We start from the raw sequence: 14972 nt of genomic DNA on the forward strand, positions 1-14972 counted from the left end.
TCCTTTAGGGACGATTTTCTACATATTTCCTTACTGTGCTAATAAAATGCAATGAGCCTGTAACAACTACAGTTTGATGTTTAGCTGCCATCAAAGAAAGAGCCTCCTTAAAATCTCTTCCTTGATGATTACTACGATCATCATCAAAAGAAGCCATCATGACATCAAAATCTTTTAACATCGCTAACATATGATCAATATCTTTATCATTTAAAGCACTAAATACAATACCTACATCTGTTAATTTTTGATCTTGAATCGTTTGAATCAAGGCTTGAATACCATCTTGATTATGAGCACCATCTAAAATAAATTTCCCAAACCTTTCAAATCGTCCAGGCCAGTTAAATTGATTTAAAACAGTTTGAATTTTATCAGTATCTAATTCAATTAAATCATGACACACATAGAGTGCCAAAAGAGCATTTTTTACCTGATAACTTCCTCCATGATTCAAAGTATAAGTATAATTCAAAAAAGGAATTTGGTAAGGAAAATGAGTGATTTCAGGTACCTTAACTTCATGAAAACTTGTTTCTTTTTGATGACAATGATCTTTAAAAATAGAAAGCAAATTCTGATTTTGTTCAGTAGTATAAAACATTTGATGCTCTTTAATAATTCCTGCTTTTTGTAAAGCAATTTCACTTAAAGTATTACCTAACATAAATTGATGATCATAACCAATGTTCGTAATAACACTCACACAACTATCAATCACATTTGTCTTATCATTTAAACCACCTATACCACATTCAATAATACGATAATCTAAATCTTCTTCATCAAAATATTTAAGCATGATTAAAACATCAATTTCAAACATAGACAAACGTTCTTTTTCAATCATTTCATAAAATTCATTAATTATTTCTAATAAACGTTCATCACTGATGGCTTTGCCATTAATACACATACGTTCATTATGACTTACAATATAAGGAGATGTAAAAGTTCCTACTCGATAGCCATGTTGCATTAATAAATCTCTAATAAAAGTTGTTGTACTCCCTTTACCATTTGTACCGGCTATATGAATCATATTTTTTTGATGAATATTAAAATGATATTTTTCAACTGTTTCTTTAAACATCAAAAACGTACGTTTCGTACGTTTTGATTCTATATAGGATATCGCTTGTTTTATATCATTAAACATTTTTAATACTCCAATCTATCGGTTCCATTCCATGATTCATTAAAAACTCATTTGTTTTACTAAATGGTTTTGAACCAAAAAAGCCACGATAAGCTGATAATGGTGAAGGATGGGGACTCGTTAATACAAGATGTTTTGTTTCATCTATGCATTTTTTCTTTTCAATAGCGTTTCTACCCCATAGGATAAAAACCATTGGTTTTTCTCTTTCATTTAAAGCTTTGATAACATTTAAAGTAAAAGTTTCCCAACCTAAATGACGATGAGAATTAGCTTTACCACGTTCTACTGTCAATACATTATTTAAAAGTAAGACACCTTGTTTAGCCCAAGATGTTAAATCACCATGATAAGGAATAGGTACACCTAAATCATCGTGTAACTCCTGATAAATATTTACTAGACTTGGTGGTACTTTGACTCCTTTAGTCACACTAAAAGCTAAACCATTAGCTTGATGAGGTTCATGATAAGGGTCTTGACCTAAAATAACAACTTTAACATCATCATAATGACAAAGATTTAAAGCTCTAAAAATTTCTTCTTTAGGTGGATAAACGGTTGTGGTTTGATAAGCTTGTTCTACTGCTTGATGTAACTTTTTATAATAATCTTGTTGAAATTCATGTTCAACAATTTGATTAAATGTCCTCATTAAAAATAAACTTTCTAATTAATTCAGCCACAACACCCTCATTGTTGTTAGCCTTTGTTGTATAATCACATGCTTTTTTTACATCATCAACCGCATTATTTGCTGCTACAGATAAACCTGCTACTTCTAACATAGCCATATCATTATAGTTATCACCAACCGCAATTGTATCTTTAATATCAATACCTAATTTATGAGCTAAATCAATAAGTCCTTTCCCTTTATCAACACCTAAAGCATTAAATTCCATATAGCGATTACTAGAATAACTTACTGCACAACATCCATCTGTGATATCTTTCATCTGTGGTTCTAAAGTCATTAAATACGGAACATCCACATTTTGATATAGAATCTTTGAAATAGGGGTATCCTTTAAAAAATCAATACTATCTTCTTCAGGATAAACAGCATCTAATTTTTGATGTTCAATTCTTTGTCTTTCAGACTCAGATAAACGATAAACATACAAAGTATCTTGAGTATAAACATGAATACATACATCTTGTTTTAAACCGAATTCAAAAATTTCTTTTGTTTTTTCAAAAGACAAACCATTAAATTCAATAACGCGATTATCTTTATTTTCAGTTAAAGCTCCCCCATTAAAAGATAAAGTATATTCTTCTGGTAGATCATATAATCCTAGTGCTTTTAATTCAGGTTGAATTTGCATATAACCCCTTCCTGTTGCTGGAACAAATTTAACCCCATATTCCTTTCTTGCCTTTTGAATCCATTCAATATTTGCTCGTGGACAAACATGATCATCATTTAATAAAGTTTCATCCAAATCACTTGCGATTAATTTATAACCCATTATTCTTCCTCCAAAATATATTTTTCTATTACTTCTTTAACAGCACCCTGATCATAATCATGGACTGTAACATATTGAGCTAAAGCTTTAACATCATCACTGGCACACGCTACAACACATCCTAGTCCTGCCGTTTTAATCATTTCAACGTCATTATAATTATCACCAATACCAATTGTTTGATTAATATTAAAGCCAAGGTAATCAGTTAAAAACCTCATTCCAGTACCTTTATTAACCCCTTTGGTATTAAACTCAATATAACGATTGCTAGAATAAGTAATATTAACATCTTTTTTTATCACTTCAGGCATTGTTTCAACAATGTCTTTTAATCTATCCATGTCTCTTTTAGCATATAAAATCTTTGCTATATTTTCATTCTTTAAAAAAGACATATCATATGTATCAATAACTTTAAATGGTGCTTTTTGTTCAATCTTACGTTCTACTTCTCGTTTGTCAGCATGGAAAATATAACAACAATCAATGGTAAAAACTAAAACACACACATCTAATTCTTTACCATAATCAAAGATTTTTGAACAATTTTCATAATCTAATCCTTTAAAATATAAAATCTTTTGATTCTTATTTTCAACAACCAATCCCCCATTAAAACAAATAGCATATTCATTTTCTTGATCATATGTTCCTATTTCTTTTAAAATCTCAGGAATCATATTATAAGCACGTCCAGTACAAGGAACAAATTTCAACCCTTTTTCTTGTGCTTTTTTTATTGCTTCAACATTAAAATCAGGAACATGATGATTAACAAGTAAAGTTTCATCTAAGTCTGAATACATGATTTTATACATCAAACCACCCCTTATTTGGTATAGTATCATAAAGTGATGATACTATCGTTTATTTTTCTTAATTTGTAAAATAAAAAATAAGCATTGAGCTTATTTTTTGTCAATATCAGGTAAGATAGCTACTTGTTCTCCGTCTTTAGTAAAGATGTAATTTTCTCTAGCATAACGTGTCACATACCCATCATCATTAAGTAAATCGACTTCATTTTCTAAATCTTTTTTTTCTTTTTCAATTGCAGCTTTTCTTTTTTCTAATTGGGCAATTTCTTCTTTTTTGGAAAAAGTTTGCATTGAGGTATTAAGCAAAACATAAAGCATGCCAAAACTTAAAAATATACAAATAAATCCTAAGAATGGTTTTCTTCTTTTCTTTTCCATTTCATCACCCTCTTTGTATTTTTCATTATAGCATTAAAACGCTTAAATACAAAGTGTATCGGCAATAAAATATATTTAACAAACTTTACCATTTTATCAATCACACCTATCAAATACTGATTAAAATAAAGCTCATAAATAAGATAGCCAAAAACTAAAACACCGATAAAATACAGTTTAATAACACCTTCATTAATCATAACTAATCCATAGTAATAACAAAAGGCAAAACTACTACCGAGTATCATTTGAAATACCCATCTTATCACACGTAATTTAATTTTAATAAGAGCACGATTAATAAAATGATAAATAAAAGAAGCAACGAAAGCATATCCAAAAGAATAACCCAATCCTTGGATTTGACTAATCAAATCCATTATTTTAATAACTTATCAAACATACTTTCTTTATTCTTTGTTTCCTTTTTTTGAGCTAAATAATTAAGTGAATCAATTTGTCCTTTAATACTCACTTCACACTTTTCCTGATCTAAACGAATCAACGATAAATTAGATCCTTTAATATTTAAATATCCTAATGTTGTTTCAATTAAAAACTCCAACGAATCAAAACTTTCAATATTCTTAACACCCGTCAATTCTAAAGTCTTTCGATCTTTTAAATAAATATGATGAAAAGGTGTTTGTTCAAAATGTATACTATTTTCCATAACTTTACCTCCTATCCTACTATATGTAAAAAATAAGAAAGTAGACATTATCATGAAAAAGTCGCTCATATTGTCAATCAATCAAAAGATATTTCTCCTTATGAACTGCTTATATAAAAAGATGGTATCTACACCATCTTTTTATGTCTTAGCATCATGATTTTAATTATTCGATCTCGATTATATCTTTGCATCATAACAAATATTAAATCAAACAAAGCTGCCATAATAGAAGTGATGATAAAAACAGGATAAGACCCAAACCAATAACCCGCTATAATGGGCACAAAACTAAAAATAACAATCACTTCATGGACCAATTCCGCTTGAGTCATACTTTGTGCTATTTCATCTAAAGAATGCTTTTTCATATCAAATTGATCAACATCATAAGTAGGCATTCTATCTTTCCATTTCTTTACTTTGAGCTTTCGATATACTCTTTTTTCAAATTGACGTATTTGAAACCAATGTTTATGATAATCAACTCTATTTTCCATAGTCACACTAAAAATAAGTCCTACTATAAGTCTCATGATAAAATGATAAAAACAAGTACCAAAAGTAATCGCTAATGTTAGAAATATCTTATTTAGTGTAGTTTGGTATAAATAAATAAAACTTAGGGTAGCTAATAATAAAATTGAAGTAATGAATTTAAGTAATTTCGCCATGATATCCTCTTATTAATTTTGATAATATTTATATTTTATATAAGACAACAAACGAGAAACTAATCAGTTTCTCGTTCAATTCTTTCCTCTTTTATAATATCATAAAGCATCGTACTTTCATCTTTTAAAACATGTTCTTTCAGTAATTTGACTTGTACTGTTAAACGTGTACGACCAAATTCAATTTCAATTTGATCTCCCACCTTCAATTTAGTTGATGGTTTAGCAATCTTACCATTCACTTTAACACGTTCACTTTGAGATATTTCTTTAGATAAAGTACGTCTTTTAATAATTCTAGAGACTTTTAAAAATTTATCTAATCTCATCTTATTCACTCATAACAGCAGTAATTGCTGGCACAACTTGTTTTTTACGAGAAATGACACCTTTTAATGTTCCTTGACTATCTTTAAGAGTCACATTAAATGCTTTTTCTACTAATTCTGGATGAGGTCCTCCAACAAAGATTTCACTATTACTATTAATAATATCTGTTAATAATAATAACGCAAATTCTAAGTTATTATCCTTAGCAAACTGATTCATATAAGCTAACATATCAGCCTTATAAGGCATAAATCCTTCAATATCCATTGAGTTCACTTGTCCTACTCCTACAGTAGCATCTTCAAAACTGAATTTCTTGAAATCAGAGTTAAAGATTTCTTCAACACTCTTACCTACTAAAGAAGTTCCTGCTTTAAACATATCCATAGCAAATGTTTCAATATCAACACCAGCAATTTTAGCAAGTTTCTTAGCAGTTTTTGTATCAACTGGAGTACATGTAGGTGATTTGAATAATAATGTATCAGAGATAATAGCTCCAAGTAAAATACCAGCTATTTCTTTTGGCATTTCTACATCATTTTCTTCAAAACATTTATTAACAATTGTTGCTGTTGAACCTAAAGGTTCTCCTCTAAAGAATAAAGGACCTACAGTTTGAATATCAGCAACACGATGATGATCGACGATTTCTAGAATATCTGCTTCTTCAATACCTGGAATAGATTGTCCTCTTTCGTTATGATCAACTAAAACAACTTTTTTTCTTAATCCTTTTAATAAAGCAAAACGAGAAATACTTCCTACACAACGATTATTTAAGTCAACAACAGGATAAGCACGATATCTTGTTTCTGACATGACTTCTTTTACATAATCTAATGTATCATCTGTAGAGAATAATTTAATGTCTCCTTTTTGCATAACATATTCAACTGGAATAGATTGAATAATTTGTTGCGATGTATGATAAGTATTAAAAGCAGTTGAAATAACTGAAATTTTATTTTCTTTTAAGACTTCTAACATTTTCTTTTCTACAGTTAATGATCCTGTAAGGATGATTAATGAAGGATGAGCATCAATAATACTTTCAATTGCTTCATCACGATCTCCACCTACAATAACAACATCTTCTTGTTGAATACGTTTTTTAGCTTCTTCACCACGCATTGCAGCAATGTGAATATTACCATTAATTGTTTTTAAATCTTCATTTAAGTAGATTACATTAGCTTCTAATGTATCAATTACATTTTCAATAGGTGTCTTAGCATCTTTTAAAACACTTGAATCCCAACGATCCATATATCCTTCAATAATATTACTTGTTGAAAGTAAACCTAATAATTGACCATGATCATCTAAGATTGGTGCTGATTTTAAATTTTGTTGTTTTAATAAATACCAAGCAGTCTTTAATGTTAATTCTTTTGAAAAAACAGTGACTTTATCATAGTTTAAATCTTCTACTTTTTGTTTTACTGTTTTTAATAAAGCAGGTGTTTCAATACCAAAATACTTTAATACATATTCTGTTTCACGATTGACATCACCTAATCTAACAGGTACAGCTTGATAACGATTTAATGCATTTAATAAATAACTATAACCAATTGCTGAACAGATACTATCTGTATCAGGGTTACGATGTCCACTTACATAAACTAATTCGCTCATTTTTTACTCCTTATTTATCCATTTTCTTTAAATAACGATATACTGTTGGTTCAGAAACAGCTAATTTTTCAGCAACTAACACAATTGCTCCCTTAACTTTAAATGTTCCTTTTTCTTGTAAATATTTAACAACTTTAATCTTTTCATCAACATTTAAACGTTCTGCTAAGAAATAACTTGGGAATCCCATCTTTTCTAAGCATTCTTTAATATACATATCAATCATTTCATCTAAAGGAGAAGATAAGATTTCTACTGGATTATCCATTTTAAATTCAATATCTTTTTCTTCTTTTACTCCTAAGATTTTCTTAATTGTTGATGTTAAATACTCTAAGTCAGAAATATTAACATTAATACATAACATTCCTACTGGCATTTCTTTATTGCCTTCTTTAATAAAGTAAGTCGCTGCTCTCATTAACTTTCCATCAGCCCCTACTGTTTTATAGTTCATTACATATTCATGATTTAAATATTGTTTTTCTTCTAAATAATGCAAAGACAAGTTTGAAAGTTTTGCGCCAACTTCTCTACCTGATATATGATTATTCGCAATAGCAACAATTTCTTGTTCCTTGCTTGTTAAATCATGTAAAGCAATTTCGCAGTTATCTCCTAATGCTTTACCTAAAAAATCTACAAGTTTAGCATAAGGTTCCAAATATTTATACATAGGCTCCTCCTTTTTTTATCATAATAATAAATGATTCTATGTTATTTTATCATAATAAAAAATTATATCAATGATTATTACTGATAAATAAAAGCCCTTATTGGGCTTTTAAATAATCATATAAATTAATACCATGTTTCATTGCATATAATACATGATCAGGATCTTTAATGTTTTTTACCTTTTCTTCTAAGATTGTTGCAATATAACGTTCATCATCATCTAAAATCATGGGCCAATAAAAATAGAACTCACTACCATCATGAAAGATAAACTTAAAATCGGGAACATAGATTTCATACGCTAATGGACTTCCCATCTTCATATATCTTTTAGAAACAATGATAGAAACTTCTTTGATATTCTCATAAGCACAGTGATGAACATATTTATCTTCATGATGTAATAAAACAGCAATGTGATAACAAAGATGTTGATAAAAACCTTTTCTTTGATAATAAGTAATCCCGTCTTGTAAGAATTCTACTGATTGATCTAGTCCTTCATCAAGCATCATTGATGAAGTTTGCTTAAAGTTGAAACCAAAAATAAGCATTAAAAATACTAATACAACAAGAACTAATACTATCCAAAAATATTTTTTATCAATAGGAAACCATTGAAGAGTCATATAACTAACAATGATAATTCCTGGCAAAGTATAAAGTAATTCTCTTAAAGCTAATGAAGACGTAAGTTTTCTTCCTAAAGATACTGTAGGTGTTGTTTTTTGATAACCTAGATAGGTTTTCTTTTGTTCATGAATGTTTTCTAGTGCTGGTAAAACTGGTAAATTTTTATCTTTATACTTTTTAACCTGCTTTTCTATTTCTTTTAATCCTTCAATTTGTTTATTTAAGTGAATTTCATTAATTCTTAGACATTCATCAAATGAAACAGTCCCCGCAATAATTCCTTTTACGTCATCAATAGAAATATTTAAGTTTCTTAAAAACTTAACTAACTGTAAAGTTTGTACATCCTGTTCACTATAATTACGATAACCATTTTCATCTCTTGTAGGATGAACAAAACCTTCTTTTTCATAATAAAAAATAGTGTGTTTACTGAGGCCTAATACTTGTTCTAATTCTTTTGTTTTCATTTTAACTTCCCCCTTCAACACCGTTATAGACTATAGAGTCACTTTATAGTCAACTCTTTTCTTTATTATAACAAAAAAAAGGAACGAAATCGTTCCTAGTTATTGTAATCATCTTCGATTGTACTATCGTCATCATCTTCAACTTCTTCAGATTCTTCTTCATCATTATAAATATCATTCATATCAATATGAACTTCATTGAATTTATGACGAGATCTTAAATCCCAGTTATTTTCACCAGTTGTAATGAAACGACCATCTAAAGTAATATTTGTATAAAATAAAGATTCTTTTTCTTCTGCTTCTTCTTCACTAAAACCTTTAACTTCACTTACTTCTTGCCATAATTTATAGAAATTCATTGCTTTTTTCTTTTTAGACATTAATTCAAAAGCAACATCAACCATAGACATATTTTTTTCCATTTTCTTTCTCCTTACATTTTTTCAGGTGCACTGACACCAATAAGTTCAAGTGCATTTTTCATAGTTATTTTTGTAGCTTGTACTAAAGATAAACGTTGTGATGATAATTCCATGTTTTCTTGATCAATAACATAACAATCATTATAGAAACTATGGAATAATTGTGCAAGTTTTTGAATGTAGTTAGCAATCTTATGAGGACTACGAGATTTAGCACTATCAATAATTTGATCTCTAAATTCATTAATATGCTTAACAAGTTCAATTTCTTTATCATTAACTAATAATTCATAATGATCTGTCACTTGAACGTTATTTTCTTTTGCTTGTCTTAAAATTGAACACATTCTTGCATGAGCATATTGTGCATAATAAACTGGGTTTTCATTTGATTTAGACTTAGCTAAAGCAATATCAAAATCATATGGTGTATTGGCTGCTTTTGCGACAAAGAAATAACGAGTAGCATCTACTCCAATGTCTTCAATTAAGTCTTTAATTGTAACAGCGTTACCTGTACGTTTAGACATCTTTACAACTTCACCATTTTCAACCATTCTTACCATTTGAATAATATCAATTGTTAGTTGATCACTATTATATCCTAAAGCTTGAATCGCTGCTTTCATACGATTAATGTATCCATGATGATCAGCTCCTAATAAATCAACCAAATATTCATATCCTCTATCTAATTTATTTAAATGATAAGCAATATCAGGTGTTAAATACGTATAACTTCCATCACTTTTAATTAATACACGGTCTTTATCATCACCAAATTCAGTTGATTTAAACCATAAAGCCCCTTCACTTTCGTATGTATAACCAGCTGCTTTTAATTTTTCAATAGTTGGGACAACTTTATTTTCAGTATATAAAGTTGTTTCAGAAAACCAAACATCAAAAGATACTCTAAATTCATTTAAAATATCTTTAATCTTTTGTAATTCAAATTCAGTTCCTTCTTTTCTAAAGAAAGCAATTGTTTCTTCTTCACTTGTATGAAGATATTGATCACCATATTTTTCTTTAATCTTTAAAGCAATATCTTTAATATCTTGACCATGATAACCATCACTTGGCATATTAGACTCTAAGCCAAAAGCTTCACGATAACGTGCATTTAATGATAAAGCAAGATTATAAATTTGATTACCAGCATCATTAATATAATATTCTCTTGTTACATCATATCCTGCTGCATCCATAATACGACAAATACTATCTCCTACGGCTGCTCCTTTAGCGTGACCTAAATGTAAATCACCAGTTGGATTGGCTGAAACAAATTCCACATTATATTTTGTTCCTTGTCCATAATTCGTTTTTCCATAATCATCTTTTTGATCTAATACTTCTTTAATAATGGCTGTCATGACATCTTTTTTCATGAACATATTAATAAATCCAGGACCTGCAATTTCAATTGATTCAATGTTTGCACTTTCTTTATCCACTGCTTCAATAATAGCTGAAGCAATTTCTCTTGGATTTTTTCTTAATAACTTTGTCAGTTGCATTGCTATATTTGTTGAATAATCACCATGAGCTTTATCTTTTGGAATTTCAATTACAATTTTTGATAAATCATAATCTTCAACAAAACCACATTTAATAATTGCTTGTTTAAATGCTTCTTTTAATGCATTTTCTATCTTATTTGTTGCCATTGTGTCCCTCCTATCTTTAGTTTGCTATAATCGTTATTACGTTACCATTAACCCTTGATAAAGTCAATCTTTTTTAACTTAAACTAATGGCGCAAAAACTCTCAATATCACTTCAAATAATCCTCTAAATCTCCCCGTTTCCACTTCTTTTAAAGTAATTTCATGACTTTTTGAAATAGAATCTAGAAAATCTTGTTTCATTTTCATAATTACAGGATTTTTATATAAATATAAACCACATTCAAAATGCAAATATAAACTACGATAATCTAAGTTAATTGTTCCTACTGTAGCCACCTTATCATCACATACAAAGTTTTTAGCGTGATTAAATCCTGGTGAATATTCATAAATTCTTATACCATTTTTTACTAATGTTGGATAATAAGATCTTGTCATCTTAAAGACAATCTTTTTATCTGGTATTCCTGGGGTACAAATACGGACATCGACTCCTCTTTTTACCGCATTGATTAAAGCCATTTGTAACGCATTCGTTAAGATCAAATAAGGACTATCAATATAAAGATAATCATGAGCCTGATTAATCATATTCAAATAAACCATTTCTCCTACCGGTTCTTCATCTAATGGTGAATCACCATAAGGAATAATATAGCCATCTTGATGATATTGAAGCGGATTGTCTACTCTATATACCGTATAGTCTTCTTGGCCATGATTAGCCACATTCCATGTTTCTAAAAACATCTTACATAATGGCCAAACTGCACTTCCTTTAATCATGATCCCACTATCTTTCCAATGACCATATTTATCTCTTACATTAATATATTCATCAGCCAGATTATAACCACCACAAAAAGCTACTTTCCCATCAATAACTGTAATTTTACGATGATCTCGATTATTCATTACTAAAGAAACAAGCGGTACAAAAGGATTAAAGGCAACACTTTTAATACCATATTGTCTTAATTTTTGATAATAATGACGATCTAACATCGTAATACAACCCACATCATCATACATAAATCTTACTTCTACGCCTTCTTTTACTTTTTCTTTTAAGATTTCTAAAATACCATCAAACATCTTTCCTTCATCAACGATAAAGTATTCCATAAAGATAAAACGTTTTGCTTTTTTTAATTCTTCTAACATTTGGGGATAAGCTTGGTCACCTAAAGAAAAATAAGTCACTTCATTATTTTGATACATTGGAAAAGTTTGGCTTGCAAGATATCGCATTTGACCTTTAACATCTTGATCTTCAATGACACCTATACACTCTTTGTCTACAAATTGTTTACTATAAGATAACTGTTTTTCAAACGCTAATCGCATTTTCTTCGCTGGTTTTTTATTACCAAATAATAAATATAAAGAACCGCCAAATACGGGAAAAGATAAAATCAAGATAATCCAGACAATCTTATAGCCATTTTCATCATCTTTATTCACAATATAAAGTACCGCAATAAAACTAAGCAAAGTCATCAAATACGTCAATATTCTCGATATTCTACGCATTGATACAAGTAGTAAAATAATCCAACAGACTTGTAATAATATTAAAAAGGCAGAAACAATAAGTCTATTAGTTAATAATTTCTTTGACTGTTTCATTTTCATACTCTGTTTCATCATGATACTCCTTATAAGTCAATAAAACATAAGCTTCATTAATTACATGTTGATGATCATAGTTTGTATACTTCATCTTAATACCATTTTTTGTATCAATCATATGTAATAAAGATGTCAGTTCAATCATGCCATAATCTGTAGCGTAATGATTCATCACTTTTTTATTTTTAACTAACTTTAATTTTGACATACCATGTTTTAAAATAACATGTTCTTCATGTAATTCAATTTGTATAATTTGATCTTGATCTTGAAACGAAATAACTGTCAGTTGCGGTGTTTGTTCTATTTCACCTATTCCTTGACATTTCATTGTTTCTTGATGATCTTCATACTTAAAAATACTTTTGTATTGTACTGTTATTTGTTTTTTCATTATATCACCGTGCATATTATAGCATAAATTGGTAAGAATGAAATTGGTGATCATAATGAGGAAAATAGGAAAATTTGTTATTTATTGTTGTATTGGCATAGTAGCGACATTAGGTATTCTTTATAGTGTTGCCTATTTAAAAGGGGAACCTGATTTAAATAAGAATCGTTATATAAAGTTATATGATCAAAATAATAAACTTTATTATCAAAATATTAATGATTATAGTGGGCAATACGTATCATTAGATCAAGTCAGCCCCTATTTTAAAAAAAGTATTGTCGCTATTGAAGATCAAAGATTTTATCAACATCATGGTTTTGATATCAAAGGGATCTCCAGAGCCATCAAAACAAACATTATGAATCAAAAAAAGAGTCAAGGAGCCAGTACCATTTCTCAGCAGTATGCTCGTTTACTCTATTTAACAAATGAAAAGACATGGACAAGAAAGATCAAGGAAGCTTTTTTAACTATGCAGTTAGAAACTCATCTTTCTAAAGATGAAATATTAGAGGGTTATATTAATAATGTCTATTTTGGTCATGGTATCTATGGTATTGAAAATGCTGCCCATTATTTTTATAACAAAAAAGCAAAAGATTTAAACCTTAATGAAGCAACCATCCTTGCTGGCGTTATTAATGGTCCAGGTTACTATTCACCCTTATTACATCCAAATAGCGCTAAACAAAGACAAAAATTAGTACTCAATGCCATGGTTAAACAAAAAATGATTTCTAAAAAGAAAAGTCATCAAGTTGCTGGAAGTAAACTTACTCTTGCTTCAAGTCACCAGATTCAAGAAAATATGTCTACTTATTATTATAAAGATGCTGTCATTCAAGAGCTTAAAAGTCTTGGCTTCTATCATCAAAAGTATTTAAATAAAGGACTCAATATCTATACCGCTCTTAATCCTGATTATCAAAAAGCCCTTAATCAAAGTATTAAAGATCAAAACATTACTTCCAACATTCAAACAGCTTTTATTATTACCCAACCTAAAACCAGTCAAATCCAAGCATTAGTTGGTGGTAAAGATTACAATCTTTCCCAATATAATCGCGTATTAAAATGTAAAAGACAAATTGGCAGTACCATGAAACCCTTTCTTTACTATCTTGCTTTAGAAAATGGGTTTAATCCCACAACCAAATTTATGTGTGAACCGACAACATTTAAATTAAAAGATGGTACAACCTATGCACCTGCTAACTTTAATAATAAATATGCCTATAAAGAAATTACTCTTGCCCAAGCCATTGCTGTAAGCGACAATATTTATGCCTTAAAGACTCATTTATTTTTAGGAACCAATACTTTATATCAATTCCTCAAAGATTTTCATTTTCCTGTTAAAAACAACGCTTCTTTAGCTCTAGGAACATTATCAACGAATATCTATGATTTATCTAACGCTTATAATACCATTGCTCATAGTGGTCAATATAAACCTATCTATACAATTAAATGTATTAAAGACCATCAAGGACATATACTCTATCAAAATAAAGAAAAACCTATTCAAAAACTAGACCAAACAACCTGTTTATTACTCTCTCATCTTTTAACTGGCACTTTTAATAATCAGTTTTCTACTTATTTAAATGCCACTATGGGTCAATATCATCTTGACTTTCCCGTTGCCTGTAAAACCGGAAGCACTGATTATGATAACTTAATTGTAGGTTATACTCCTGATATCTTAATTACAGGATGGTCTGGCTATGACGATAACCAAAAAATCATTAACGATCAAGAAAAACAACTTGTTAAAAATATCTTTATTGATATGATGAAACATAGCGCAACCAAAAAGAAGCCAACCTGGTATAAAGCCAATTCACATATTATCAAAATTGCTATTAACCCTCTTACTGGGGAAAATGATGAAAATGGGATTGTTTATTGGTTTAAAAAAGAATAACGCTTAGAAATCATTCTAAGCGTTA

17 protein-coding genes are annotated in these 14972 nt (G+C 29.1%); 1 reads left to right on the forward strand and 16 read right to left on the reverse strand.

Going from position 1 to position 14972, the window contains the following annotated elements; all coding sequences use genetic code 11:
- Nucleotides 1-4: 4 nt before the first annotated feature.
- The 16 genes from DWZ53_RS04875 to DWZ53_RS04950 all read right to left on the reverse strand — a co-directional run bounded on the left by DWZ53_RS04875 (nucleotide 5) and on the right by DWZ53_RS04950 (nucleotide 13017).
- Nucleotides 5-1159, reverse strand: a complete 1155-nt coding sequence (locus DWZ53_RS04875) for a folylpolyglutamate synthase/dihydrofolate synthase family protein (RefSeq protein ID WP_118432556.1) — start codon at nucleotides 1157-1159, stop codon at nucleotides 5-7.
- Entirely contained in the window at nucleotides 1152-1814 is a 663-nt protein-coding gene (locus DWZ53_RS04880; protein ID WP_118432557.1) for a uracil-DNA glycosylase, read from the reverse strand. Before DWZ53_RS04880 ends, DWZ53_RS04875 begins: the two co-directional genes overlap by 8 nt.
- Nucleotides 1801-2634: a Cof-type HAD-IIB family hydrolase gene (locus tag DWZ53_RS04885; protein WP_118432559.1), complete on the reverse strand. Its 834-nt coding sequence runs from the start codon at nucleotides 2632-2634 to the stop codon at nucleotides 1801-1803. Before DWZ53_RS04885 ends, DWZ53_RS04880 begins: the two co-directional genes overlap by 14 nt.
- Nucleotides 2634-3455, reverse strand: a complete 822-nt coding sequence (locus DWZ53_RS04890; RefSeq protein ID WP_118432561.1) for a Cof-type HAD-IIB family hydrolase — start codon at nucleotides 3453-3455, stop codon at nucleotides 2634-2636. The genes DWZ53_RS04885 and DWZ53_RS04890 overlap by 1 nt, the downstream gene beginning before the upstream one ends.
- A 90-nt stretch (nucleotides 3456-3545) precedes the next feature.
- The gene (locus DWZ53_RS04895; RefSeq protein WP_118432563.1) at nucleotides 3546-3833 is read right to left on the reverse strand and encodes a septum formation initiator family protein; all 288 of its coding nucleotides are present in this window, start codon (nucleotides 3831-3833) and stop codon (nucleotides 3546-3548) included.
- Nucleotides 3803-4213, reverse strand: a complete 411-nt coding sequence (yabQ, locus tag DWZ53_RS04900; RefSeq protein ID WP_118432565.1) for a spore cortex biosynthesis protein YabQ — start codon at nucleotides 4211-4213, stop codon at nucleotides 3803-3805. Before yabQ ends, DWZ53_RS04895 begins: the two co-directional genes overlap by 31 nt.
- Entirely contained in the window at nucleotides 4213-4506 is a 294-nt protein-coding gene (gene yabP / locus DWZ53_RS04905) for a sporulation protein YabP (RefSeq protein ID WP_118432567.1), read from the reverse strand. The genes yabQ and yabP overlap by 1 nt, the downstream gene beginning before the upstream one ends.
- Nucleotides 4507-4634: 128 nt before the next feature.
- Nucleotides 4635-5180 (reverse strand): hypothetical protein, encoded by a 546-nt coding sequence (locus DWZ53_RS04910; RefSeq protein ID WP_118432569.1) that lies wholly within the window; start codon nucleotides 5178-5180, stop codon nucleotides 4635-4637.
- A gap of 59 nt (nucleotides 5181-5239) precedes the next feature.
- The gene (locus tag DWZ53_RS04915) at nucleotides 5240-5509 is read right to left on the reverse strand and encodes an RNA-binding S4 domain-containing protein (protein WP_118432571.1); all 270 of its coding nucleotides are present in this window, start codon (nucleotides 5507-5509) and stop codon (nucleotides 5240-5242) included.
- Between the two features lies 1 nt (nucleotide 5510).
- A complete protein-coding gene (locus DWZ53_RS04920) occupies nucleotides 5511-7151 on the reverse strand; it encodes a putative manganese-dependent inorganic diphosphatase (protein WP_118432573.1) in 1641 nt (546 codons plus the stop codon).
- 10 nt (nucleotides 7152-7161) lie between these two features.
- Nucleotides 7162-7827, reverse strand: coding sequence for a transcriptional regulator (locus tag DWZ53_RS04925; protein ID WP_118432575.1), 666 nt, complete (start codon nucleotides 7825-7827; stop codon nucleotides 7162-7164).
- Nucleotides 7828-7924: 97 nt separating this feature from the next.
- Nucleotides 7925-8932: a MerR family transcriptional regulator gene (locus DWZ53_RS04930; RefSeq protein ID WP_118432577.1), complete on the reverse strand. Its 1008-nt coding sequence runs from the start codon at nucleotides 8930-8932 to the stop codon at nucleotides 7925-7927.
- Nucleotides 8933-9027: 95 nt separating this feature from the next.
- Nucleotides 9028-9357 (reverse strand): DNA-directed RNA polymerase subunit delta, encoded by a 330-nt coding sequence (rpoE, locus tag DWZ53_RS04935; RefSeq protein ID WP_118432578.1) that lies wholly within the window; start codon nucleotides 9355-9357, stop codon nucleotides 9028-9030.
- Nucleotides 9358-9368: 11 nt separating this feature from the next.
- Nucleotides 9369-11030, reverse strand: coding sequence for an arginine--tRNA ligase (argS, locus tag DWZ53_RS04940; RefSeq protein ID WP_118432580.1), 1662 nt, complete (start codon nucleotides 11028-11030; stop codon nucleotides 9369-9371).
- 78 nt (nucleotides 11031-11108) lie between these two features.
- Entirely contained in the window at nucleotides 11109-12638 is a 1530-nt protein-coding gene (cls, locus tag DWZ53_RS04945) for a cardiolipin synthase (protein ID WP_233541843.1), read from the reverse strand.
- On the reverse strand, nucleotides 12592-13017 hold the full coding sequence (locus DWZ53_RS04950) for a DUF1934 domain-containing protein (RefSeq protein WP_118432582.1): 426 nt from the start codon (nucleotides 13015-13017) through the stop codon (nucleotides 12592-12594). The genes cls and DWZ53_RS04950 overlap by 47 nt, the downstream gene beginning before the upstream one ends.
- A gap of 55 nt (nucleotides 13018-13072) precedes the next feature.
- Here DWZ53_RS04950 and DWZ53_RS04955 point away from each other — a divergent pair, with 55 nt between their 5' ends.
- On the forward strand, nucleotides 13073-14947 hold the full coding sequence (locus tag DWZ53_RS04955) for a transglycosylase domain-containing protein (RefSeq protein WP_118432583.1): 1875 nt from the start codon (nucleotides 13073-13075) through the stop codon (nucleotides 14945-14947).
- Nucleotides 14948-14972: the final 25 nt, after the last annotated feature.

The sequence above is a fragment of the Coprobacillus sp. AF33-1AC genome (assembly GCF_003475785.1).
GTDB lineage: Bacteria > Bacillota_I > Bacilli_A > Erysipelotrichales > Coprobacillaceae > Faecalibacillus.